At 44.2% G+C, this 25429-nt stretch carries 28 protein-coding genes; 1 reads left to right on the forward strand and 27 read right to left on the reverse strand.

Features of this window, described 5'->3' with window-relative positions; all coding sequences use genetic code 11:
- Window positions 1-13 precede the first annotated feature (13 nt).
- The 14 genes from ACSQ8O_RS29410 to ACSQ8O_RS29475 form a co-directional block, all read right to left on the reverse strand.
- On the reverse strand, window positions 14-634 hold the full coding sequence (locus ACSQ8O_RS29410; RefSeq protein ID WP_056614246.1) for a redox-sensing transcriptional repressor Rex: 621 nt from the start codon (window positions 632-634) through the stop codon (window positions 14-16).
- 3 nt (window positions 635-637) lie between these two features.
- Window positions 638-3496: an ATP-dependent DNA helicase DinG gene (gene dinG, locus ACSQ8O_RS29415; RefSeq protein WP_436244571.1), complete on the reverse strand. Its 2859-nt coding sequence runs from the start codon at window positions 3494-3496 to the stop codon at window positions 638-640.
- 90 nt (window positions 3497-3586) lie between these two features.
- Entirely contained in the window at window positions 3587-4183 is a 597-nt protein-coding gene (locus ACSQ8O_RS29420) for a tetratricopeptide repeat protein (RefSeq protein WP_056614253.1), read from the reverse strand.
- A gap of 87 nt (window positions 4184-4270) precedes the next feature.
- Window positions 4271-4654: an aspartate 1-decarboxylase gene (panD, locus tag ACSQ8O_RS29425; RefSeq protein ID WP_056614256.1), complete on the reverse strand. Its 384-nt coding sequence runs from the start codon at window positions 4652-4654 to the stop codon at window positions 4271-4273.
- 6 nt (window positions 4655-4660) lie between these two features.
- On the reverse strand, window positions 4661-5530 hold the full coding sequence (gene panC / locus ACSQ8O_RS29430; protein ID WP_436244975.1) for a pantoate--beta-alanine ligase: 870 nt from the start codon (window positions 5528-5530) through the stop codon (window positions 4661-4663).
- A 24-nt stretch (window positions 5531-5554) separates the two neighbouring features.
- Entirely contained in the window at window positions 5555-6409 is an 855-nt protein-coding gene (gene panB, locus ACSQ8O_RS29435; RefSeq protein WP_157256918.1) for a 3-methyl-2-oxobutanoate hydroxymethyltransferase, read from the reverse strand.
- A 313-nt stretch (window positions 6410-6722) separates the two neighbouring features.
- Entirely contained in the window at window positions 6723-7691 is a 969-nt protein-coding gene (locus tag ACSQ8O_RS29440; protein ID WP_436244572.1) for a biotin--[acetyl-CoA-carboxylase] ligase, read from the reverse strand.
- Between the two features lie 520 nt (window positions 7692-8211).
- Window positions 8212-9501: a CCA tRNA nucleotidyltransferase gene (locus tag ACSQ8O_RS29445; RefSeq protein WP_436244573.1), complete on the reverse strand. Its 1290-nt coding sequence runs from the start codon at window positions 9499-9501 to the stop codon at window positions 8212-8214.
- Window positions 9502-9525: 24 nt separating this feature from the next.
- A complete protein-coding gene (gene bshA / locus ACSQ8O_RS29450) occupies window positions 9526-10698 on the reverse strand; it encodes an N-acetyl-alpha-D-glucosaminyl L-malate synthase BshA (RefSeq protein ID WP_056614263.1) in 1173 nt (390 codons plus the stop codon).
- A gap of 19 nt (window positions 10699-10717) precedes the next feature.
- Window positions 10718-11410: a bacillithiol biosynthesis deacetylase BshB1 gene (gene bshB1 / locus ACSQ8O_RS29455; protein ID WP_436244574.1), complete on the reverse strand. Its 693-nt coding sequence runs from the start codon at window positions 11408-11410 to the stop codon at window positions 10718-10720.
- Window position 11411: 1 nt separating this feature from the next.
- Window positions 11412-11831: a methylglyoxal synthase gene (locus tag ACSQ8O_RS29460; protein WP_056614270.1), complete on the reverse strand. Its 420-nt coding sequence runs from the start codon at window positions 11829-11831 to the stop codon at window positions 11412-11414.
- A gap of 25 nt (window positions 11832-11856) precedes the next feature.
- Window positions 11857-12660, reverse strand: coding sequence for a 4-hydroxy-tetrahydrodipicolinate reductase (gene dapB, locus ACSQ8O_RS29465; RefSeq protein WP_436244575.1), 804 nt, complete (start codon window positions 12658-12660; stop codon window positions 11857-11859).
- A gap of 16 nt (window positions 12661-12676) precedes the next feature.
- The gene (locus tag ACSQ8O_RS29470; RefSeq protein ID WP_436244576.1) at window positions 12677-13201 is read right to left on the reverse strand and encodes a tetratricopeptide repeat protein; all 525 of its coding nucleotides are present in this window, start codon (window positions 13199-13201) and stop codon (window positions 12677-12679) included.
- 65 nt (window positions 13202-13266) lie between these two features.
- Window positions 13267-13605, reverse strand: coding sequence for a nucleotide pyrophosphohydrolase (locus ACSQ8O_RS29475; RefSeq protein ID WP_056616948.1), 339 nt, complete (start codon window positions 13603-13605; stop codon window positions 13267-13269).
- A 118-nt stretch (window positions 13606-13723) separates the two neighbouring features.
- Between ACSQ8O_RS29475 and ACSQ8O_RS29480 the strand changes: the two genes are divergently transcribed.
- Window positions 13724-14596 (forward strand): YitT family protein, encoded by an 873-nt coding sequence (locus ACSQ8O_RS29480; RefSeq protein WP_056614277.1) that lies wholly within the window; start codon window positions 13724-13726, stop codon window positions 14594-14596.
- Window positions 14597-14667: 71 nt separating this feature from the next.
- Here ACSQ8O_RS29480 and ACSQ8O_RS29485 read toward each other — a convergent pair whose 3' ends face one another.
- The 13 genes from ACSQ8O_RS29485 to ACSQ8O_RS29545 all read right to left on the reverse strand — a co-directional run bounded on the left by ACSQ8O_RS29485 (window position 14668) and on the right by ACSQ8O_RS29545 (window position 25418).
- Entirely contained in the window at window positions 14668-15546 is an 879-nt protein-coding gene (locus tag ACSQ8O_RS29485) for a sporulation protein YpjB (protein WP_436244577.1), read from the reverse strand.
- A gap of 54 nt (window positions 15547-15600) precedes the next feature.
- Window positions 15601-16260 carry a DUF1405 domain-containing protein gene (locus ACSQ8O_RS29490; protein WP_436244578.1) on the reverse strand — a complete coding sequence of 220 codons (660 nt, stop codon included), beginning with the start codon at window positions 16258-16260 and terminating at the stop codon, window positions 15601-15603.
- Window positions 16261-16349: 89 nt separating this feature from the next.
- Complete coding sequence (locus tag ACSQ8O_RS29495; RefSeq protein ID WP_056614286.1) at window positions 16350-17240, reverse strand: c-type cytochrome; 891 nt, start codon at window positions 17238-17240, stop codon at window positions 16350-16352.
- Between the two features lie 20 nt (window positions 17241-17260).
- The gene (qcrB, locus tag ACSQ8O_RS29500; RefSeq protein WP_028554311.1) at window positions 17261-17932 is read right to left on the reverse strand and encodes a menaquinol-cytochrome c reductase cytochrome b subunit; all 672 of its coding nucleotides are present in this window, start codon (window positions 17930-17932) and stop codon (window positions 17261-17263) included.
- A 17-nt stretch (window positions 17933-17949) separates the two neighbouring features.
- Window positions 17950-18495 (reverse strand): ubiquinol-cytochrome c reductase iron-sulfur subunit, encoded by a 546-nt coding sequence (locus ACSQ8O_RS29505; protein WP_056614289.1) that lies wholly within the window; start codon window positions 18493-18495, stop codon window positions 17950-17952.
- Between the two features lie 281 nt (window positions 18496-18776).
- Window positions 18777-19208: a DUF2487 family protein gene (locus tag ACSQ8O_RS29510; protein WP_056614292.1), complete on the reverse strand. Its 432-nt coding sequence runs from the start codon at window positions 19206-19208 to the stop codon at window positions 18777-18779.
- A gap of 205 nt (window positions 19209-19413) precedes the next feature.
- Entirely contained in the window at window positions 19414-19602 is a 189-nt protein-coding gene (locus ACSQ8O_RS29515) for an IDEAL domain-containing protein (RefSeq protein WP_056616951.1), read from the reverse strand.
- Window positions 19603-19778: 176 nt separating this feature from the next.
- Entirely contained in the window at window positions 19779-20894 is a 1116-nt protein-coding gene (locus tag ACSQ8O_RS29520; protein ID WP_436244976.1) for a hypothetical protein, read from the reverse strand.
- A gap of 128 nt (window positions 20895-21022) precedes the next feature.
- Window positions 21023-21613 (reverse strand): histidine phosphatase family protein, encoded by a 591-nt coding sequence (locus ACSQ8O_RS29525; protein ID WP_436244579.1) that lies wholly within the window; start codon window positions 21611-21613, stop codon window positions 21023-21025.
- 46 nt (window positions 21614-21659) lie between these two features.
- Window positions 21660-22289, reverse strand: a complete 630-nt coding sequence (locus ACSQ8O_RS29530; protein WP_056614297.1) for an anti-sigma factor family protein — start codon at window positions 22287-22289, stop codon at window positions 21660-21662.
- Between the two features lie 6 nt (window positions 22290-22295).
- A complete protein-coding gene (locus ACSQ8O_RS29535) occupies window positions 22296-22877 on the reverse strand; it encodes an RNA polymerase sigma factor (protein WP_436244580.1) in 582 nt (193 codons plus the stop codon).
- A 411-nt stretch (window positions 22878-23288) separates the two neighbouring features.
- Complete coding sequence (locus ACSQ8O_RS29540) at window positions 23289-24161, reverse strand: polysaccharide deacetylase family protein (RefSeq protein ID WP_436244581.1); 873 nt, start codon at window positions 24159-24161, stop codon at window positions 23289-23291.
- A 168-nt stretch (window positions 24162-24329) separates the two neighbouring features.
- On the reverse strand, window positions 24330-25418 hold the full coding sequence (locus tag ACSQ8O_RS29545; protein ID WP_436244582.1) for a prephenate dehydrogenase: 1089 nt from the start codon (window positions 25416-25418) through the stop codon (window positions 24330-24332).
- Window positions 25419-25429 lie beyond the last annotated feature (11 nt).

Below are 25429 nucleotides of genomic sequence, written 5' to 3' on the forward strand. Positions count from 1 at the left end.
TGCCTTTTTCATACTAATCGAGATAATAAGCTAAGCTTTGAAGCTCTGTCGTGAAATCCGCATAATGCACGCGCACATCTGGCGGCACCTTGATGATGACTGGAGCAAAGTTCAAGATCGCTTCAATGCCACAAGCAACGAACTCATTTGCTACATTCTGTGCTTCAGCCGCGGGGACGGTAATAATACCGATCCGCACACCAAGTTCAGACATAACAGACTTCATTTTATCCATGGGGAGCACAACCAAATTATTGATCACTTCGCCTGTCTTAGAAGGCATTGCATCGAATAAAGCTACAATTTTCATATCATTACGTAAGTACGTATTATAATTGCAAAGTGCTCTGCCTAAATTTCCTGCCCCAACGAGGGCAACTTGAATATGTCGATCTAATTTCAGAATCTGGCGAATCTTCTCTATCAAGTAATTGATATCATAACCAATACCTTTTTTGCCAAACTCGCCAAAATAAGCTAAGTCTTTCCGAATCTGAGCAGGATTCAGATCTAACTTCTGACCTAAATCCTGAGAAGACACCGTGGAAACATTGTTCATTTGCAACTCGTTTAGATAGCGTAAATAGATAGGTAATCTGCGGACAACAGCTTCTGAAATTTTTTGTGTTTTCACGAATTAAGCTCCTCCCATCCATTGCTCAATCCTCGGCAGCATTTGTTCGCAGGTCATGTGCTCGATCTTCGGACCAGGCAACGAATAGAGGAAGTGCTTGCCATAATACGTTTCAATAACACGTGTATCATAGATAATGACGATCCCTTTGTCTGACGCCCTCCGAACTAATCGACCGAAGCCTTGTTTAAATCGAATAACAGCTTGAGGAACAGAAAATTTCATAAATGGATTCTCATTGCGCTTCTTGATATTCTCACATTTGGCTTCTACAAGCGGGTGATTCGGCGGTTGGAATGGGAGTCGAATGATCGCCAGACAACTTAACGCATCTCCTGGAATATCTACACCTTCCCAGAACGAACTAGTGCCCAGTAACACGCACATTTTATTGTCTTGGAACATTCGGGTCAACTTACTGCGATTGCCGCTGTCAACACCCTGGCCAAGCACAGTGATGCCATGTGGGTTCAGCTTTTCCTTCATCCCTGCATGAACAAGCTTCAACATCCGGTTCGAGGTGCATAGAACTAGCATTCGCCCCTTCGTCACCTGTGCAACATCACTTAGAGAGTTGATCAGTGCTTCGATGAAAACGGGATCTCCCGCTCCCTTGATCGTTGGGAAATTACGTGGAATGACGACCAAAGCCTGCTCACGATAGTTAAAAGGAGACGGTAATTGCACTGTTTTCAGCTTACCTGACTCTTCGTCTTCTGGAATGGCTAAGCCTAGCTGCTCCGCCGAGTACTGGAACGATTTATTCACCGAAAGCGTTGCGGAGGTCAAGATAATACTGTCTTTCGTTTCAAAGAAATGCTGCTGCAGTAACCCACTAACATCCGTTGGAACGGAATTCAGCTGAACCGATTTGGCTTTCGCATACGTGCCAGCTTCAATCCAATACACGTACCCTTCATCTGCCATTTTCATAAAGAAATGAAGCGCATCACGATGCGCATACAGCTCTTTCACGGTTCCATTCAGATCGGTCACTAACCCTTGAACACCAAGTCCATCTTGCTGCTCCTTTAGTTCACTCAACAATTTATCCAAAGTTCGCAAAAGTTCATTCGCATTCAGATAAATGTTATCCTCCATAATCAACAACTCACGCCAATTCGCAGGCAGAGTCTCCGGCTTTAAACGCAGTACATATTGCGAAGTTTCCGATTGTGAAGGATCACTTTTGGAGGAAACCAACTCGTACAGGGCTTCACTTAAACGTTCCCAGTCCTCTTTGATCGAAATGATTTTCGGGAACAATCCATCAATCGTGTTACTCCATGCGGCTGCGCGCTCTCCTGCCTCTTCCGATTTCTGTAATCGGAAACGAAGCATTGGAAGCTGTCCGCTTCGATTATCCTTATACAGCCACAATAAGGAGTGGTAGAACGCAGAGGCATGCAGCTCGATCCCGAGGTGCTTACTTGCCACTTCTTCAAAGTGATGCGCCTCATCAATCACAAGGTGCTTGTAGGACGGTAGAAGGCGGTTCTCAGCCTTCATATCCGTAAAGAGGAGGGAATGGTTCGTGATGATCACATCAGCCGTGTTGGCGTCATTACGAGCTCTGTGGTAGAAGCACTTCTTATACCAAGGGCACATGCGGTTTAAACAGGAGTCCGTATCACTCGCAACCGAGTACCAGAATTGAGCACCTTTATTGCCAAAGTGTAATTCTTCCTCATCCCCATGTTCGGTTTCACTTATCCAAACGACCATTTGCGCGGCTGTTATCGGGTCTTCTCTGCCATTTTCGTAGTCCCGTGTTGTGAGCTTCGTCTCAAACTTACGAAGGCACAGATAGTGACTTCTTCCTTTGAGGACAGCTGCTTTGAAAGGAACAGGAAAAATTTCTTTTAATAAGGGGATATCCCGCTCACGCAGCTGCTCCTGCAAATTAATCGTATGTGTCGAGACGACCACTTTCTTCTCATATTTCAAACCGTAATAGATCGAAGGAATCAAGTATCCCAGTGATTTGCCTGTCCCTGTTCCCGCTTCGATCATCAAATGCTGATCTGCCTCGAGAGACTTCTCCACTTCCAGAATCATTTGATCCTGAGATTCACGATCCTCGTACACCTCGAATCGTTGTTGGAGCGCGGATTTCAGGCCTTGCTGAAAGGCTGTAAAAGAAGTTCCTAACGCTGCCGTTACTTCGTATTCAGAGCGCGGCTCTTCGTCTTCTCCCCAATCCGTCACATTCAATGTAAATTGACGAAAGTAACGATTCGTATCCATATCGACACTTGTTACTGACTCTTTATATAAACAAATTTCGTCCAAAAACCAACCCAAATCGGTGTTACCGTTTTCGAAAATTTGGTTCAACCGTTGCACCGTTAAGAGAGGCAGCCCCAGTAAGCGATCCAAGCAGTGGATCCAAATCAATGCAGTAACTTCCGCATCACTGTCTGCTTGGTGTGGCCTTTCATGATCAATCCCAAACAACGCCGCCACCATACTAAGCTGTAGACTAGAGATGGACGGGAATAAAATACGCAGCATATCCATGGTGTCCAGGACACGACCCGAGAAAGGAGGATAACCAGTTCTCGTTAGTCCTCGCTGCAGGAAAGATAAGTCGAACGCTGCTTGATGCGCTACTAGCACACAATCAAACAAGAGTGGAAACATGTCTGACATAACCTGATCGAGTGATGGTGCATCCGCAACCATCTCATTGGTAATCCCTGTTAAAGTTGTAATCGAAGAAGGTATACTAATCCCTGGGTTCACCAGAGAAGTATACCTGTCTGTAATTTCAAATTGATCTATGATGACGAGTCCAACCTGTATAATTTCGTCCCCAGGCTGACTTCCTGTCGTTTCAAAATCCAAAACTGCAAATTTCATAACGTCTATCTTCAATCCCTTCGTCCTACACTTCTCCTAGCATACCAAATCTGATTAGGAAAAGGGAATACCTTGTTTTACCGTTTCGGGTTAGGACTCATCGAGATTGATTAGCGGCTCCATACAAGAGGGGTCGGTATGATAAGCTTTTTGAAAATATTCGAAAGCCTTCTCAAGGTTCTGGTTTTGCACTTGAATACAACCCATGGCATTATAAGAAATAGCTTTCATCTTTGAATTTTCCGTCAATGGCAAGAGGAATTTGAAGTGTTGATACGCATCACCAAACTCCCCTTTTCGCAAATGTCCCATCGCTAAATACACTCGCGCTAATAAGAAATCAGGCTGCCGCTGAATCAGCACCTCGAATTCTTTGATCGCTTGATCATACATGTACAACTTATAATAACCTTGTCCGCGCATGAATTCCTCGGTTTGTTTGCCGGACATGTCGAGCTCCATAAGTTCATCATGTAAGGTTTGAGTATTGCTGATCGGCACCGCCCCATAAAACTTTCCCAGCTTCTCCTCAAAAAGCAGCCACGCCTCGATGAATTCATCACTCATCGTTTTTAACACTTGCAATTGTTCGTCAAGTTCGGCCTTTTTCTCCACATCGCTGTTCGGATATTCCTTCTGGATTTCTTCCAAAACCTCATTCATTGTGGAAAATAAATGCTTAAACATTTGGCATCCCCACCTTTGCTTCGAAAGCTTACCCTCATTCTTTGTAAACAAAGACGTTTTCATGCATGGCATGGTAAGTCTGCCTGCTTAGAGGACGGTTGAATGTTCTTCTTCCTTCAGCAACTGGGCAACGGTGTTGTTTGCTCCCATAATGGCAATCGTTGGATGATGCTTTTTCGCTTCTTCGTCGCTCATCATGGCATAGGAAACAATAATAATGGTATCACCTGTTTGAACGAGTCTCGCTGCCGCGCCATTCAGACACACCACACCTGTGCCGCGTGGCCCAGGAATAATATACGTCTCCAGACGTGCACCGTTGTTGTTATTCACGATTTGCACTTTCTCATTTGGCAGCATATCAACGAGATCAATCAAATCCTCATCGATCGTGATACTGCCGATATAGTTTAAATTCGCCTCTGTAACCGTGGCGCGGTGAATCTTTGCTTTCATCATTGTGCGAAACATAAGACGTCACTTCCTGACTTGTAGAATAAGATTATCAATTAAACGTGTTTTCCCAAACTTCACAGCCAGCGCAATAATAAGAGTAGTAATAGAATGGCTATGTTCAAAAGGCTCTAAAGTTGGGTAGGACAATACTTCAACGTAATCAATAACGGCTAATGGCGCCGTTTGGATATGATCGCGAACTAAGATTTCTAGCTCTTGTGATGTAAAAGAGGATGCTAACTTGCTATGGATGAATGCCTTCGCTTGCTGTAAAGACTGTGACAATACCAGCGCCTGCTGACGCTCCTCTGCTGATAGATATACATTACGCGAGCTCATCGCCAAGCCATCGTTCTCACGTAGGGTTGGGCAAGGCACGATTTCAACGGGTATATTTAAATCCTGAACCATTTGCTCAATCACAGCCACTTGTTGGGCATCCTTCAAACCAAAGAATGCTTGGTCCGGCTGAACCATATTGAACAGCTTACTAACAACCGTAGCCACACCATCAAAATGACCAGGTCGTGAAGCCCCGCAGAGTCTTGTCGTGACCTCCGACACACTCACCGTGGTGCGTATTGGTGTTGGGTACATCTCATCTACGGAAGGCATAAATACGATATCCACACCTGCCGCCTCAGCCACCGCCAAATCTTGCTCTTCATTGCGCGGATAACGTTCAAAGTCTTCACCAGGACCGAACTGCAAAGGATTCACAAAAATGCTTAACACAACCAATCCACTTTGAGAACGAGCTTTTTGGAGAAGACTCGCATGTCCTTCATGTAAAAAACCCATCGTCGGCACGAAACCAACAGACTGATCATTCTTGCGTCGATACGCTTTGATCCGAGCTCGTAAATCGGCAATTGTCTGAACCACTTCCATGGTGTGGATCGCTTCCATGACCAATCACTCCTTATCGCCGTATAGATATTGAACAACATCATTGTCCATATGAAATGTATTTTCTTGCGCCGGGAACGTCCGTGCTTTCACTTCTTTCACATATTCGCCAATCCCTGCACGGATAGTTTCCCCGATATTTGCATAGGCTTTAACAAACTTTCTGGGAGCACTGTCAGAACCATACTGCAGCAAATCATGATACACAAGCACTTGCCCATCACAATGAACGCCAGAACCTATGCCAATTGTGGGAATGGACAGCTGCTTCGTGATCCATGCCGCTAATTCATCCGTCACCAGTTCCAGAACAACCGCGAACGCACCTGCTTCTTCAATAGCCTTCGCATCACTCAACAGCTTCTTCGCTTGCTCCGAGCTGCGCCCTTGTACACGAAAGCCTCCCAGTTGGTGAACTGACTGTGGCGTTAGCCCCAAATGACCAACGACAGGCACGCCTGCCTCTGTAATCGCTTTGACCGTAGCCGCGATCTCCGCGCCGCCTTCCAATTTAACCGCCTTAGCTCCGCCCTCACGCATCAAACGTCCAACACCTTGTAAAGTAGCGTCCAAGCTGCCGTGGTACGTTAAGAATGGCATATCAGCGACGACAAACGTATTCGCGGCACCACGCACTGCAGCACGTGTATGATATACCATATCATCCAGAGTAACAGGCAGTGTAGAATCATAGCCTAGCACAACATTGCCTAGTGAATCGCCAACTAGAATGACATCAATACCTGCTTCTTCCGACAAACGTGCTGAAGGATAATCGTAGGCCGTAACCATCGTAATCGGTACGCCGTCTTGCTTCATTTTTCTCATCTTTGCTGTCGTTAGCGCTTTACGTTGTTCCACAGTAATCCCAGCTTCCTCATATAAAATAAAAAACCTTTTAGCTAAGAGCTAAAAGGAGCGCATGCAGACAGAATCAATGATCCCTCTGTCTCGGTCCTGTAAGGCTCAGAGCAGAATCCAACATCTTGTTCCATAGTTATTCCGTTGTCGTGGTAGACACCGACAGTGCAGTTATGACCATGCAAATTAATGAATTGCAACATTCTGCAAGGTCAATTGCCAGATCAACATACAAGTGCAGTTCCTATAAGGATACCGCCTTATGCTTCTATTATACCAAAGCTTGCTTCTGGAGGATACCCTTTATCTCCCACTACTTCAGTTCAATGTCTCCGGAATAAATCTTAACCCGTTCACCATTGGGGGTTATCACCGTCAATGCACCCGTATCATCCAAAGAATCTGCAATACCTTCAATAAACCCCGATGGCGTTGATGTCCGAATCGGTCTCTTCAGCGTGACACTTAACGCCTCCCATAGTAAACGAATTGGTGCAAATCCCTTCTCCATATAAAGGTCATACATCTCCTCGAATTCCAGTAGAAAAGCTTGTACTAATCCCTCGCGTGAAACCTTTCCGCCGGACTCAATCGCTAAAGAAGTTGCAATCGAGCGTAGTTCTTCCGGATAATCCTCTTCTAACAAATTGACGCTAATGCCAATCCCTGCGATTACATACTTCAAACGTTCGTCCTCGCCACTGCTTTCCAGCAAAATGCCGCTGACCTTTTTACCATGTATAAGAAGATCATTCGGCCATTTGATGCCGATATCAACTTGGCACACCTTTTGAATCGCACGACATAGAGCAACTGCACTAAGTAAAGTTAACTGCGGCATGAAGTATACAGGAATACGCGGTGTCAGAATAAGACTCAACCAGATCCCCTTACCCGATGGAGAATGCCAACTACGCCCCATTCGGCCTCTTCCTGCTGTCTGTCTCTCTGCGAGCACAATGGTACCCTCAGGTGCCCCTGATGCGACCAGCTTATGAGCGATCGTTTGCGTAGAGTCTACTTCATCATAAATATGTACTTTTTGACCAAGTACCTTCGTTTTCATGCCATTCAATAGCTCACTGACCTGCCACTTCGCTGGCTTACTTATCAGACGATACCCTTTGCGTGAAGCCGCTTCAAACGCATAGCCCTCCGCACGAAGTTCCTCGATGTGCTTCCAGATTGCAGTGCGGCTCACACCTAATCGCCGACTGATTTCCGCCCCGGATACGTAGGTCTCGGGCGTTTGCTCAAAAAGTTCTAAAATTCGTTCATTCATACGATTTCACTCGCAATCTTATAGTTTGATCTATAGTAGCGCAGGAGATGCGCTTGATTTCTAATTCAAATAATACTTCTAACCCAATTAACTTGCTACTTCAACGTACAATATACCTCTAATTCATTTAACTAGCTAATTCTTGCCTTACTAGATACGTCTACTCAACTAACTAGCAAGATACCTTTAACTTGACGCACTAGCTACCCCATGCTCACAATCTACTTTTACCCAATCTAGCTACCTAACAACCACAGACTTTTTCGAATAACTGGATTTCATGTAGTTATTTTGTGTAAAAAAGCGACCAATTCATGATTAGCTGGATTTAATGTAGTTAATTCCGAGGAATTCTTCCTTTTTCACTTGGAAGGCAACATTTAACTGGAGGTTTTCCAGTAAAATACAATCTCAAGAGTAAATCAAGAAAAATAAATGTAGTTTTTACCGTTATTTGATTTCATACATGCAAGCAATGGCTTCCATATCCGCCACTCAAAAGAAAAACCGCACAGCGCTGCTACTTCGCAGCCTGCGCGGCGTAAATCAGAGCCTCGCGCTCATTCGGGATTTCCCCGAGAGCCGCTCGCTCGAGCAGATCTTGCAGCAGCCTGCCCATCCATGGGCCGGGCTGCCGATCAAGGGCCGCCGCCACATCCTTGCCGGATATGGCGAGTTCCTTCAAGCTGAAGCAGGGGACCTCCTTCAGCCAATCCTCCCCGCGCCGCAGTAGCTCCGGCGCTGTTTGGGCCAAGAAGCGCGCCAAACCGCCGCGCTTCCCCTCCACCTGCGGCAGCTCGCGCAGCAGCCGCAATAACGCGCGGGCTGCGGCTTCGCCGCGGCGCACCGCGCCAAGCTTCCAGACCCGCTCCAGCGGAGCCGGGTCATCCACCTGAGCCTGCGCGGCGACAGCGTCGCGCAGGGCCAGCACTTCCGCGACCGCAGCGCCATCGGCGCGGGAGAACGTCAGCTCCTGGAGCGCCGCACGGACTACGTCCACTGGCACCTCCAGGAGCATCAGTAGCATGGCCCAGCGGTCATGCTGCCCTTCCAGCGCGCTGACAACATCCAGCGCGTCGTCCCAAGCGAGCCAAGCCTCAAAAGGCAGCGGAAGCTGCTTTTTGAGATAGGCTAGCAGGCCGCTCGCCAGCAGTAGCCGCACAGCCCGCGCAGGGGCTGGGCCTTCTACCATGCGCTGCAGCTCGCTGCGCACGCGCTCCATGGCGATATGGCGAAGCAATGGGGCATTCGCTAGCAGCGCCTGCCAAGTGCTCGCCTCGATCTCAAGATCATAGGTCGAGGCGAAACGAATGCAGCGAAGCATCCGCAAAGCATCTTCACTAAAGCGCTCTTCTGCAATGCCTACGCAGCGAAGAACACCAGCTGCCAGATCTGCTTGTCCACCATAAGGATCCTGCAGAACGCCAGCTACATCCATAGCCATCGCGTTCATTGTGAAATCCCTTCGCTGTAAATCCTCGGTTAAATCCGAAATATAGGCAACTGAGGCAGGACGACGGAATCCTTCGTACGCTGCCTCCTTACGGAAAGTCGTTACCTCATAGGCTCCTTGAGCTATCAGAACGGTCACAGTGCCGTGTTGGAGTCCCGTTGGCACCGTCCTCTGAAAAATTTCAATAACCTGCTCTGGCAGTGCAGAGGTCGCGATATCAATGTCTTTGATTGGTCGTCCCAGCACAGCATCACGTACACAGCCACCGACATAATAGGCCTCATAACCAGCTTCCATGAGCGTCGTCAATACCTCCGAAGCACCTGGATCATTCATTCCCTTACCTGCATCCAACATAATTCTCCTATCCAGTTAGCATCCTTATTGACACGAAGATGCTGAAATGCGATGTGATTCAGGGAGTTCCCGTCCTAACACGCGATAGTAAATCTCCTCGTATTGAACAGTCGTAATATCGTTACAGAACGTATATCGCGCACGATTCAAACAATTCTGTGCCATTTGTTCATACATCACTTGATTTTTCAACAGATTAATCGCATAGCTGGCCATTTGCTCCGTATCACCAACTTCAGCTAGAAAACCCGTTTCACCGTGTGTAATCAACTCAGGAATTCCTCCTGCATTGGAGCCAATCGTTGGCACGCCGCAAGCCATAGCTTCAAGTGCAACAAGTCCGAAGCTTTCTTTCTCAGAAGGCAGCAGCATGACATCTGCAAGTGAAATGACTTGGGCCACATCATCCTGTTTCCCACAGAATGTTACTTTATCCGAGAGTCCGAGCTCCTTCACCTTCGAAATCATTTTCGAAAGATCCGGTCCTTCCCCAACGAATAAAAGTCGGGACGGTACTTCTTTACTCACTTTTGCGAAAATATCCACAACATCCTGCACACGTTTCACCGGTCGGAAATTGGAAATATGGATTAGAATTTTCTCATCCGGTCGCGCGAATTCGCCTCTTAGCTTCGATATATCTCGCGGGTAATACACCCGTTTATCTACAAAGTTATAAGTCAAATCAATATCACGATCAATGGCTAGCAATTCCCGTGTTTCTTTGATGAGATCCTTGGAAACAGCCGTAACCGCATCACTTTCATTGATGGCATAACGGATTAGATCTGATATCGATTGATCCTGCCCGAGCACAGTGATATCTGTTCCGTGAAGTGTCGTTACAACCTTCAGATTCGAACCCACCATTTGCTTTGCAAGCAAGGCACAAACAGCATGCGGAATCGCATAATGCACGTGGAGCAAGTCAAGCTCTTCCATTTTGGCAACCTGAGCTAACTTACTAGCTAGCGATAGATCATAAGGTGGATAGCGGAAGACATAATATTGGCTAACTTCCACTTCATGATAATAAATATTTTTATGAAATTTGCCTAATCGAAACGGCATGCTATGTGTAATAAAGTGAACCTCGTGTCCTTTTTCAGCTAGCAGCTTTCCAAGCTCTGTCGCTACTACACCTGATCCGCCAAGTGTTGGGTAACACGTAATACCAATCTTTAACTTGTCTTTCATCTCTCACACCTCTTTCCGATCAATCAAAATGTTCTATCACCAAGGGGAGTTTGGAAACGAACCCTTCCGCGTACGTCAGTTGACGCTTCTGACCCATGATTCGATCACGAGCTTCTACACGTTCGACATAACCTTGATTGAGTGGCGTCGCAACGGTACCTGTACCCGTAATAAATTGTGACCGGTACGCACGCAGTGCTGCCATTTTGTTATCGTAAGTATTTGTTACATCTACAATTACATCAGCTTCATACACATCATTTATAAAATAAAAAAATAGTTGCTCCACATTCACAGCTTCTGTTTCTGGCAAATATTTACGTAGTTTCGCATTAAAAACAGCTTCCTGTACGAGCGTTGAACATGCTATATGATCAGGGTGACGATCTTGCCAATAAGGAGCGAACACGATTCGTGGACGAAACTTCCTGATTTCTTGTGTAATCCGTTCGATATGATCTGCTGTGACAAATAATCCTCGATCTGGTAATCCCAGATTCGTACGTGCTGCTACACCTAGAATTTTCGCTGCTTCCGCTGCTTCTTCTAGTCTAGTTTCCACCGTGCCATTTGAGGACATTTCGGCATAGGTCAATTCACAGAGTCCAACGCGAAGTCCACGTTGTGTATGTTTGGCAATGGTTGCGCCCATCCCAATTTCAGCGTCGTCTGCATGAGCACCAAATATAAGAATATCTAATTGTTCACTCATCTTATTCAATCCCTGGCTTATATTTATGTACGAGTTCTCTCCACGCAAAATCCCCACGATCCAAAGCTCTTACAAGCAACTCAGCAGTAGCAATATTCGTAGCGCATGGAATTCCCTGTACATCACACAAACGAAGCAGAGCGATAATATCAGGCTCATGCGGCTGAGCCATCAATGGATCACGCAAGAAGATGATCAAGTCCATCTCATTCTCTGCAACCAGCGCCCCAATCTGCTGATCTCCACCAAGTGGCCCTGACATAAATCGATGAATATTCAACTTCGTATTTGCCATGATTCTCGTGCCTGTTGTACCAGTTGCATATAGTTTGTGACCCTCGAAAACATGCTCATAAGCCGTAACGAAATTCACCATCTCATCTTTTTTTCGATCATGGGCAATAAGTGCGATGCTTAACATCTGACTTCCACTCTCCTAGGGGTCTCTAATCTATAAAATGCTCAAAACCATAAATCATTCCAGTATAGGTCATAACTTTACGAACCGCTATCGCTACACCTGGCATATAGGCTGCACGATCGTAAGAGTCATGTCGAATTTTAAGCGCTTGACCTTGTTCGGCCATAATAACTTCCTGTTGCGCAAATATACCTGGCAGACGTACACTATGTATTCTGAATCCATTGTAATACCCACCGCGGGAACCTTCAATTGTTTCTTCTTCTTTCGGATTACCTTGCTTAATTTCTTCACGAATTTCTGAAATAAGCTCAGCAGTTTTCACAGCTGTACCGGAAGGTGCATCCAGCTTTTGATCACCGTGATATTCGATAATTTCCAGATTCGGGAAATATTTCGAAGCTTGGGCAGCGAACCTCATCATGAGAATAGCCCCGATGGAGAAATTCGGTGCAATCAATCCGCCAATATTGTTGTCTCGGCATAGCATGTCCAAATCAGCAATAGCTTGCGGGGTGAAACCCGTCGTTCCCATCACAGGTCGAATCCCTAAGCGAATCGCAAGATTTGTATGTGAAACCGCTGTTTGCGGTCCTGTAAAATCAACTAGCACATCTGGTTTGGATTCAATTAAGACCTTTTCGATGTCGCTACCCATTAGAATCCCGCAGTCATCCATACCAACCATTCTTCCAAGATCAATGGGGCCGGAGGTACGACTTACTCCTGCAACTAACTCCATATCAGTCTCACGCAAAACGGTCTTCACGACCTCCCGCCCCATTCTTCCACTTGCTCCAATAACTGCTACTCGTATTCTACGCTCCATATTGTGATGATCTCCTTTATCTTTGTTTCGGACCTAACTCTGAATCCATTTTGATCTTGTAGATCGTGGCATGCTGCTTGGCAAGCTCATGATGCGGCTCTAGACGTACAGCCTCCATAACGGTTTGATAAGCTCTGGTATAATCCTTTCGCATGGCGAAAGCTTCACCTAGAATAAGATACGCTTCAATGGCTAGCGGATCAAGCACTATCGCTTCTTTCAGCAGAAAAATAGCGCGCTCCGGATGAGCTGACTGATTCGTAAGTTGCCTTCTAGCTTGTTCGACAAGCTCACGTGCATTCAACACTTGCAAATGGAAGCGAAATGCCTCGTTCGCTGGATCTAGATCAATCGCTTTTGATGCATGTTCCACCGCTTTGATAAGCTTATTACTTCTCGCGAAAGTAATGGAAAGTTTGTGATGATAGACAGCATTGTTTGGTTCTTCAGCTATTGCTTTTTCAAACCATTCAATGGCCTTTTCAAAATCATGCCCAAGTATGGATTCGTATGCTTTTTGTATTTGATTTTCTCCATTCATCTGCCCATCCTCCTTTGCCATTAGCGGTTTTCCCGATTCATGGGGGATGGTTTAGTTTATGAAGGTCAATTCGTTTCGGTGTTTATTTTAGTCCATCGCCCTGCATCGCGGGTATTGAATTTATGCATGATTTTGTCATGCGCTTCAGTCAGATCAATGCCAAGTGAATTCGCAAAGCAGATCGTAATGAATAAAATATCACCAAGCTCCAACTCGATTGAATTGTCCGCTTCTGTACTCTTTTTCGGTTTTTCACCGTAAGAATGATTCACCTCACGAGCTAATTCACCAACTTCTTCAGACATTCTAGCCAGCATAGAAAGAGGACTGAAATATCCTTCCTTGAACTGGGAAATATAAGTATCAACCTCTTGTTGCAGGTCTTTAAGTGTACGTTCTGACATTGGCATCCTTCTTTCTATCCTCTTCACAAAGGTTATCCTCCTTATGTTAAACTAAACGAGAAAAGTTGACAAATTTTTTGTTAGATAAGACAAGCATATTAGGCATGGAGGAATTCAGATGATATTTAAAGAAAGGTTCCAAGATCAATTTCTCAATGTGTTGGGAATCTTAATTGGGACAGCAATTTATGCGTTTGGTTTGCACTATTTTGTTATATCGAATGAGCTAATGGAAGGCGGATTAACGGGTATATCTCTTTTGCTCAAGTACGTGCTTAATGTCCCCCCTTCCATCTCCACCCTTGTATTTAATATTCCTTTATTTTACTTAGGCTGGCGAAATTTTGGTAAGGGTCCCATGCTGTATACGATATTCGGCGTCATCTGCCTTTCATTGTTTCTGTGGGTGATGGAATGGCTAATCCATATGGGTTGGTTAGTACCTTTTCATACGACGCAAGACTATTTTCTTGCAACTCTCTATGCTGGGATCACACTAGGCACGGGTCTTGGGCTTGTATTTCGATTCGGTGGAACGACAGGTGGTTCTGATATATTAGCTCGCATTGGTCATAAAAAAAGAGGCTGGAGTGTCGGACAAGTCATCCTCATTATAGATGTTGTCGTAATTGGCTCTTCTTTCCTTTATCTCCCTAAAGAAAAAGTGCTCTATTCACTAGTAGCCGTATTCGTCACATCACGGATTATTGATTACATATCAGAAGGCGCTTATGCGGCTAAAGCCTTTACGATCATTAGTGACCAGCCCAATGTGTTAGCAGAATCTATCACCAAAGTACTTGATCGCGGAGTAACGCTCTTCCCAGCACGAGGTGCCTATTCAGGAAACACGAAAGAAGTCGTCTATTGTGTCGTTTACCGGCATGAGACAAGGCAATTGCGAGAGTTAATTCACGCCGTCGATCCACGTGCTTTCATCATAGTTGGGGATGTCCATGAGGTCATTGGTGAGGGTTTTAAAACTAATTGATTTGTTTTCTAAATAAAAATAAGAAAAAGTGGGTTAAACAGCTCAACCGAGCTTGCTTAATCCACTTTTTCTCATCTATTTTCGCTTTCCTTTGTTTGCCTAACGGGAACGATATGTCGACCAGAATGATACATTTGCCAACCAACATACGATAAAACACCAATGATAATAACACCTATACTGAGTGACCAGATGATGGGATGATACGGATCCGTGAGAGGCACATATGCCAGTGCATCTTTATGTTTCATAAAGATGTCATCCAGCACTTGGTTCAAATTCACGATTCCAGCTTCTAAAGGTCTAATAGGCATTGGTTTCGTATTCACATTCGTACGAAGAAAGACCATTAAGGAATCTAACTTCTCAATGGATGATGGATCACGGCTAATGATCAACGAGGGATGAATAATGGCGATATGCTGTGATAACTTACCAAATTCTTCTATTGCTTCTTGCTGTTTATTAGCCTTGACTTGCTGACTTAGCAATTGACTATCATTTTGCAGAACCTTATAGTATTGCAGCCACATCGGCTGGTTCTTATGTGAAAGCGCATCTGTTGCTAGACGAATTTTGGCAACCGCTACTTGTCCATCAGTTGGTGAGTAATTGACCGCGTTATAAACCCGTTTCGCATCCGTGACGGTTGCAGTCAAAGCATTCAATCCCTCAATGGACGTAATTCCTTCAAATGAAATTTTCGGAATTTGATCAGATAATTGAATCAACTTATTTCTTGCCTCAGCAACTTGTCCAGACATCGTAAATGTATACATTTCTTCCGCAATCTGATTTAAAAACGTAATCCGCTCTACTTGAACTGGGTCTATAGGTTTACTAGCTTGTCCAACTGTATGTTGATTGGTTCCGCAAGCTGCAAGTAAACAAAGAACAAGGCCGAGTAAGATAGTCACCGCTATCCCTCTTAACATTCTATCGAAAAACATGGGACATCCCCTCCTTCACCATCATCATATGGAGGTTCGTCCCACTTTAGACCATCAGGTATTAGCTTTCAACAATTTTTTCTCTCTTACCATAAGGCATGTAATCGCGATCCAGATTCCAATGATACTTAAGCAGATGGTAAAAAATTGAATTGTTCCCAAATAGGGATGCAACTCACGTTGGAGCCTCGGAAAAACCCCTCTTTCATAGTCCATGAAATCATTCCAGAACGTCCAGATCGCCACCAGTACAATGGCAGGCAAGCGAAAAGAAAACCAACGAACAAATAACAGCGTTTCCACGGCCATTGCCAAATGAGACGCGGTCAGCATCCATCCATCCCAACCAACAGCTGCCCCATGCCAAGCACCTGCCCAGATCATCGTAACTGCCCAGATCCCATACTTAAATGATGTGATAAGCCCGAAAGCTTCAACAAAGCCGCGAATAGCCCTATACAGCTTACTCGTTGGTTTGGTAAGGGACCGATCCACAATCAAGTAACCAACAGAAAGGGTGAAAAACAAACTTGCAGTCGGACTATCCGGTACAAAAAACACATACCATAACGGATTCTCTGCAAGGGTGTCTACCATTTGAAGCCAATACCACTCATAGCCATATAGGGTTCCTAGTAAATTGCTTATGAATAGCAACCAAAGCATTCTCTTACTAAGTAAGAAGTCTCTGCTCCACAAATAGGAAACGGACATATTGGCCCCTCCTTTAGAATCAAGTTTGATACGTAGACCATCTAAAATTTCCAAAAAAAACCTGATCACTTTCGCGACCAGGTTCTGTTTTATTGAGTTTTTTGTTTGGATAACCACTCAGCTAATTTATCAATATCGGCATCTGTTAAGCCTTTATCGATATTAGGCTTATACATAGCAGGCATGTTGCCTTTACCATTTTTGATAATGCCCATAATGTCATCTTTCGTGTGTCCATCGCCTACACCTAATAAAGCGGGTACACCAGAAGCTGGCATTCCTTTAAGCTGTGCACCGTGACAAGCTAAGCAAGTTGCTTTTGCATAAATCGCAGCACCTGGGTCATCAGCAGCAACAATTGCAGCTGCTTTTTTCGTTTCTTTCTTCGCACCCTCACCAGCTGCGCCACCTTTGTTAGCGTGCATTTCTTCTTCACGCTTGATGTGCTCTGGAATGATATTTTTCTCTTTAAGCTCAACTTGATAGTGAGACCAAGACGTGTACGTCAGGTATGTACAAGCGATCAAAGATAAAATCATAAGGCTTGAAGCAATTGGTCTTCTATAGAAGCGACGTTCTTTACCAGTATCCAAGAAAGGAGCTAGCAATAAACCACCAAATAGTAAACCTGGTACAACTACCGCTCCAAGAACAACGTAATCACCCGATGTGTATGGATATTTCAGCAATTGATACATGAACAAGAAATACCAGTCAGGCATCGGAATAAATGCTGTGTTCTTCGGATCCGCAGGATAACCTAACGGAGCTGGGTCGGACATAACTAGAACTAGCATACCGACCAAGACAACGACACCAACCATCCATTCTTTCAACAAGAAGTTAGGAATGAAGGCTTCTGATTTACCTGGGTAAGCAGAGTAATCTCTAGGAATTAGTCGTTGTTCTTGCGTTTTCTTAATTACGCGGGAATCCCCTACGTAAACGATTTTTTCATCAGACTTATGACCATGCGCCACGCTATTCGCCCCTCCCTAAATTATAGCGGTCCGGAAATACCTTGTTTGCGAATCATGAAGAAGTGTCCGGCAAGCAAAGCGAGCAGAACGCCAGGCAGGAAGAACACATGAATAGCAAAGAACCGTGTTAGTGTTTGTGCACCAACAATGCTTCCGCCTTGCAGCAATGTTTCGATGTACGGACCAGCAAATGGTACCGATGCTGCAATTTTCATACCTACTTGTGTTGCAAAGTAAGCTTTGTTATCCCATGGAAGCAGGTATCCCGTAAAACCAAGACCTAACATAACGAAGAAAATGAGCATGCCTACCACCCAGTTCATTTCACGCGGAGCTTTGTAAGATCCTGTGAAGAACACGCGCAGGGTATGTAAGAACATCATTACGATAACTAAACTAGCTCCCCAGTGGTGCATACCTCTGACGATAACACCGAAAGCTACTTTATGTTGTAGATAATCAACGCTTGCATACGCATTGATAATATCAGGTGTGTAATACATAGTAAGGAACATACCTGACAAAATTTGAATTACTGTGATGAAAAACGTCAATCCGCCAAAACAATAAACGAATGCGGAAAAGTGATGAGCAGGGTTAACGTGTTCTGGCACCTCATGATCCGCTACATCTCTCCACATAGGCGTAATATCAAGACGTTCGTCAATCCAGTTGTATACGTTTTTAAACATCTGATCGTGACGCCCCCTTATACTCTAGTGTTAGCATGCAGTTGTCCAACATACACGAAACCATTCTCTACTTTTGTTGTGTATTCGTCTAGCGGTTTAGGTGCTACAGCAAGGTTCTTGCCGTCTTGCGTATAATGCGCACCATGACATGGACAGAAATACTGATCTTTGTAAGCAGGGTTATCGTTCCAGTTAACCGTACAGCCAAGATGCTTACATGTCGGATTTAACGCAAACAGTGCACCTTTACTGTCTTTGGAAATCCATGCTACCAGTTCAGCATCACTTTCGTACCAGCCATCTACCTGATGGACTTGGAACGTAAACGCTTGTGGAACATTCGTAATTTTACTTTCTTCGACAACTTTAACCCAGTCCGATGCTGCTTTAGGCTGAAGGACAGGATCAACGGCAAACCGAATCATCGGTATGATAATGCCGGCCCCCATGAATCCACCAGCGCCACCAAGGGTATAAGAAAGAAATTGTCGACGAGACATTTCGCGTTTGGTCCCGGGTTTCTTCCCATGCTGTTCTTCATTGTGATTGTTATGATCACTCATTCTCAGGTCTACCCTCCTACATTGGCCGAAGCCCGAACCCTCTCGGACATCAGCTACCTCTATCACGTGTCGTTCGACATTACACTACATAACTAGGACATTTCTAATAATAGCCTACGTCTACTAGGTCGTCAAGAATTCATAACTCCTTTTATTGGATTGAAATCTTCGCTTTCGGACAAATTTTAACGAAATTGTCACAACTTTTTGCAAGCCACATTCATCCATTACTACCCTTATCTTGCACATTTTTTTTCCATTAATACACGACATCACCAAAGTTACTCTACAGGGTACCATAGTTGCTGAACTTGTTTGGATATACCTGATCTAATTGCCTCTGATTGCTGCGCCCACTGCTCTTTATCGACAACGATCAACAAATCTGTTTCAGCTGATTTCCAGTGGATTGCTTCCGAATGTAAGGTTAATACGATTATGTAACGAAATCCACTTTTCTTCAATTGATGTACGATAGTCTCCACTTGCTTACTTGCACCCGTATCTGCTATGTAATGAAGAGCTGGATAAGTGACAACTCTGCCCTTGTAAGGAATCTCGATAATTTCCATGACATCACGGAGCCGCTCTAACACGGTAGTCACTTCCATCGGATCCTCAACCCCTGTCAACCCCGTCACAGGAAGAAGACACGTATCCAAATAGGGTTTCAATTCCGTCCATTCTTGTGAAACAATCTCATTAAACTTCAAGGTGTAGCGCCTCCCTATCATTTACCAAAAGAACATCCGCTATGTAGCGCAAGCTCAACTTGTACTTTAAGTACTTTAATCCGTCATCTCTTAGCTGTCAATCAAGTATTCAGTCTTCCAAATAAACTTGGTATACACAGACAAAAAAGACATGGGACTGGTATCCTCATGCCTTTATGTTTACTTGCTCATGCGCAGCTAATGATTACCCTAGTGATTGTAAAATCCTTAATTCAGACGTTAGCGCTAAAAAGGATGTCTGATCGCCTTTAGCAAGAGCGCTATCGATTTCTTTATAAAGATTTTCTTCTCTATATTTGCGTAAGGCATTATCCCAAATCATTTCCGCGAAAAGTGCCAGCAGCGCATCGTTAGATACATTCATTTTTCCCATGAGACCTACCTCCAAATGTTGTCCGCGGTTTGTCAGGAGCTTCTTTTTCGCAAGAATATATGTCTGCATTATGGTGTACGCCAACCCGTTGTTATGCTCCTATTACATCATATTCACTAGCTAATTCAACGCTTCATTCAAAAGCCCGTTTGAACGGGAATGTGTTAATACCTAGATCAGAAGAGTACCACTTTGTCTTCCTCTGCAAGACTTATCCCTCGAATCACTTTTGAGCCTATCTTAGTGACCTGGATAACTGCCCCATACGTATGATCTTCACCTATCCGGATTAAACCCATGTGCATCATCATTTGTAGGATTCGCTGCTCGACAATAGATTCTGAACCATCATAGTAAAATGGTTTAACTAATTTACTAAATAAATCTACAATCGAAGCCATCGTCACCCACTGATCACAAAGTCGATCTAGCCAAACCGATATACTTTGTAAATTAGGAATCGGATTTTTGTACAGCCTTAGCCAAAACGTATACACATCCGTAACTGTTTCTTTTTTCCCTTCCAGTAATCGTGCCTTTCCTGCTTCTGTAATGCGAAGCACCAGGTCATGCTCACTGATTAGTTGGTGGTAATAGCAATAGTCATAGATAAGTGAAAATCGATTCGGGTATTCCTTGAACATTCGTCCGTAACCGAATCGCCATGTCCCCTTTGCTACCAATCCCTCTTGAACAGATAAGATACTGAGGAGCTGCCCAAGTTGTCTTTTGTACATAAAACCTTCTGCTGTTAATGGCATTTCTTGCTGAGCAATCGCGGTTAAGAAATGAAATATGTCGTCGACTAGAAGTGATTGTTCATCGCGATAAACGTTTGGTTCATCTGTTTTCACCAAATTTTGCTTAAATTGTTTCGCTAGCACATCACCAAATCTTCGCTTTAAATCCGCTGGAACATGAAAGAGGTATTTGGTCTGTTGGGAATGCCCGTTAAACAACCAACCTAATTTCTTGAATTTCAAAATCATATCCCTTGGATTCCAATCTCCTGGTGCCTCTTCTTTCTGAAAGCGTGACTGCTGGGCTCTAGCGATGAGTTCCTCCATACTAAACGAATTGCGAGGGTCCGAGAGTAAGGAGTTGAGGAAGCGAATGTTTTCCAAACTAAGACTTTGAATGTGTTTTTCGAATATGTCTTTGCGCATGGCCGTACTCAGGATCGATTGAATCAACTCATTCTTAGAATGACCATTGCACTCACACTCGTAGGTATGTGCAATTCGGCCTAATTCATGGATATCGGCATAGCTGAGCATATCCGCTAGGTTCATTTCCATCCTACATCTCCCATCTGGCGGAGCTTTCTACTCCGATGTTTCTAGTAACCATTATGGGATTTTTTTCCGAAAATATTCCGTAACAAACAAAAAAACATGACTCTATCGAGTCATGTTTACTTTCATACCACCGTTTCCGAGGTCGTTTGTAAATGGGTTAAACAATTGTACAATTGAAGCTCCCATTGATCACTTTGTCGCAATAACAAGGTCAAAGAGGTATTCTGCAGGAACTCCTCTTGGTTCAATTTCAGAACACGAAGCACCTGAACAATAAAGCCTCCATGCGAGATGAGTAAGATCTTCTTACTCGGGTACTGACTCAAAATCTCTGTTTCAAGCTCCATCCATCTAGCCCACAAATCGCTGTCCGACTCCTGACCCAGATCCTGAAGCTTCCAATCGGCTCCCCAGCGCTCTTCACGTTCAGCGACAGTAGTTCCTTCGACCAACCCGTATTTACGCTCTCTCAAGCGTTTATCTGTACGCAATAGAGGGATACCAGATCGTGTTGAGATAATTTGTGCGGTTTCTTTCGCTCGCTTCAAGTCACTGCTAATGATGCCATCCCAATTTTCCTGAGATAGACGCAACCCAAGTAATCTTGCTTGCTCTCTGCCTTCATCCGTTAAATCTGTATCCAACTGCCCTTGCAGTTTACCTAACCGATTCCACTCTGTGCTTCCGTGACGTATAAACCCTATCATAGTCATTCTTTTACCTCCAGCGCTAGAAATGCAAAATGCTCCACTAGGAGCATTAAGTTTTCGTTCTTGATAACCAATTCATAATAATAATGGTTGCTACTAATCCAAGAAGCGATACGACTAATAAGTAATGAGGGTACGAATGGATCGGTCCAACATGAAAACGTAAAGGTTCCATGAAACTTGGATTCAGACTGGCTACAGCATCACCTAACTTATGTCCATTCAAAGATTCTGTACCGCTAATTTTTAGCGCTTGTGGTGCTTCAAGATCGTAAAGTGAATTGTCCGCGGAAGCCAATGTTGACTGTGGAGAGCCATCATATACGATGGCAAATAAAAAGCTAAACACAAAAAGAGCTAGACAAAATGCAATAACCGCCGTCAAATTTCGTCTTAATTTATAGGAAATCGAATACATCCGTTCGGAAACTGGAATTCGCCATGATTCATCCTCGTAAATTCGGCTCATTACTTTGGTGGAGACTATAGGCTCAAAGTCCGTCAGCTCCTCGTCAGTTGCAGCACTGCGGATCAGAATCATGCTTTCTTCCCATATTTGAAATTCCTCTTTACAGGAGTCGCATGTTTCTAAATGCTTATCAACTGCTGCACGACGCAGGTCATCATTCGGCAAATCCCAATAGACTCCAAATAATTCCTGGATCTCACTACACTTCATCGCTTGTCATCCCTTCGATTCTTCGAATATCGGTTCACTGAAATAAGGATCCAGATGCAATTTGACTGATGCTCTCGCTCTAAATAGAAGAGATTTCACTGAGCTGACGGTTTGACCCAAAATGTTGGCAATTTCCTGATAATCCATCTGATCATATTCACGTAAAATCAAAGCCGATCTTTGCTTTTCAGGCAAGCTATTAATCGCTTCGCGAACCATGGACACCTTTTCGTTCCTCAACATCGCCAGCTCTGGCATCGCATCAAAAGAAGCATGCGGTGTAAGACCGCTTTGCTCCAGTGACACCTGGACACTTTTATTTTTGCGCAGCTCACTCAATACGGTATTACGGGCAATCGTATATAACCAAGTAGAAAAAGATGCCTCGATCTCACGGAAAGAATGCAAACTGCGATACGCTTTATAAAATGTTTCATTACACAAATCTTCCGCGATAGCTTCCATTTGTGTGCTCTTTAGCATGTGATAAATAAAGGCAAGGATTTTACGCTCGTAACGACGCATTAGCTCGTTATACAGCTGAACATTTCCATCCTTGATTTCTCTGATCAATTGGGAATCGGTCATTACGTGGCGACCCTCCTCGCGATTCCGGGTACCACTCCAACTGTTCATACATGTTTTACTACGGTTGGAGTGAAAAGTTGCGTTATATTTGTAAAAAAAGTGTGAATGCGAAATTTAGCAAACATTTAGCCTATAACCTATTCTCGCTTCAAGACGAGATTCCTGCTAGATTCGACAAATTGTTGGATAAAGTTCATATTTCTACTACAACTCTACTATCGACATCTAAGTGCATTCCTTTTATATGTATTTTAAAAAAAGGGAAAAAGACAAAAAAAAAAAAACCGCCGAATCGGCGGTTGCACTTATGGTGCGATTATCGGATAGGAGTGGAGAGAAACCATACTGTACTTTTATTATATGTATACGGTTTCATTCTGTCAACACCTTTTTGAAAACGTTTACCAAGTATCATTTTGAACTAACAAATTGTGATTGTTCTCTTTTGGCCTGCTTGATCAAATTGCTAATGGAATGCGGACGTATAAAAGGACTTCCACCGTTGATTCGCGGTATTTGCATCGAATCCGTCCATTCTGAAGCAATACCTGCTTTCGTTGTAAAAGCGTATTGGATACCTGCCTCGTGCAAGTAAGAAATCGTCGTATCATCGTAGCTGCCATATGGATAAGCATAGGAATCCACATTTTTCGAAGCATTCAACTCCTTGAGTTTGGCAATACATTTGCGAGTATCCTGAACAACCCGACTCTTAAACTCTACCTCAGTTTCTAGCTTTCCATTTAGAATAATTTTGTTAGATAACATGGGTTTTCCATCTTTCATTGCATGAAGCTCATCGGAGTGCCCCTGGAATTCAATATTTGGGTCTTCACTACGCATCTGTTTAATCTCATCCTTAGATAAAGACGCTAACTTAGGCCTTTTGGGATCATCCAAATCTTTCGTAATAACGAAATTCACGGCAGGGATTTGAAGCCTCTTCAGAATTGGATATGCATGCGTATAGAAGCTTTCGTAGCCATCATCAAATGTGATAAGCAGCGCATTATCCGGTATTGCCGCACCTTTGGTTTTGAAGTCTTTAAATTGGTCCAAGGTAATGAAATGGAATCCTTTCCTTTGTAACGAAACTAGCTGCCGCTCAAACAGCCTCGGCGTGATTGTAACTGAGCTCTGTTCAAGTTCGTCAATGTGGTGATAGACAAGAACGGCAACCTCATTGGAATAATACACATCTTTGGCACTTGCTAAAATAGGTGAAAAATTAAGAAAGACAATCATGACCGTTAGCAAGCTTATGAATAACATTCGGTACTTCACATCAACCGCCCCATAACAATGAATAGTATGTATATAAATAATAAGACCCATTATAGCATGAGCCTTTTGACCTGTGAATCGGTTACAAAAAGAAAACAAAAGGACTTCCTTTGCGATGGCGGAAACCAACACAAAGAAAGTCCTGAACAGATAACATGGCATTCGAATTTAAACATGCACCGCATATTCTTTGCCTAATAACTCCGAAGCGCGATCGGCTTCCTCTTGGTTACGGAAAGACAATCGGAGAATACCAGGAACGTCTTCACGGCTTTCGATAATTTGAATATTGCTCAAATTAATTCGAGCATTTCCGAGCAGCGAGGTAATTGAGCCTATAATACCCGGGTGATCGGGTACATCCACATAAATATCAAATAAGGAAGTGAGTACACCTTTACGACGTTCCGGTAACTTGCTTCGGAATTCGCCAGCAATACGGAATTGCTCCGCAATCCCTTCCCCATCGCTTTGTTCAATCAGCTGAACGAATCGTGAAATCTCATCATTCCAATCCTTGAGCAGCTTGAGTAACACTTCACGATTGTTGACGAGAATATCACGCCAGATCGTAGGTTCGCTTGAGGCAATCCGAGTAATATCTCGGAAACCGCCAGCCGCTAAGTTTTGATACAAGGGATTACTCTCGTTATAGTTTCTAACTTGATTAACAAGTGCGACTGCAATAATATGCGGCAAATGGCTAATTGCACCGACGATGTCATCATGCTCTCGAGCATCGACTTGCACGATTTGCGCTTTAGTATGACTAAGTAGATTAGTCAGACGATCCACCTCAGCCTGTGGTGTGCCCTCTGCTGGAGTCAAGACATAGAAAGCATTCTCATACAGATGCGACGAAGCTGCTTCCACCCCGTGTCGCTCAGAGCCTGCCATCGGATGACCACCGATAAAATAGTAGCCTTCCTTCAAGTGCGCTGCAGCGCTTTCTGTAATGGATGCTTTCGTACTGCCCACATCCGTAATGATACAACCTTGTTTCAAAGGCAGCTTCATCAACTTCTGAACATATTCCTCCAAATTACCCACGGGTACGCATAGGAAGATGTAATCAGCCCCATCCACGGCTTCTGCCATATCGGTAGTTGCATGGTCAACAACATTCCGTTTCAGCAGCTTTTCGACGGAATTCGGATTGGGTGAATGGCCAACAACGGTAAAGTCTGGTTTTCCTTTGAAACATAAGGCAAGAGATCCACCGATCAGACCTACTCCGAATATTGCTATTTTCGTCATGACAAGAATCA

The sequence above is a fragment of the Paenibacillus sp. LjRoot56 genome, assembly GCF_964253335.1.
Taxonomy (GTDB): Bacteria; Bacillota; Bacilli; order Paenibacillales; family NBRC-103111; genus Paenibacillus_E; species Paenibacillus_E allorhizoplanae.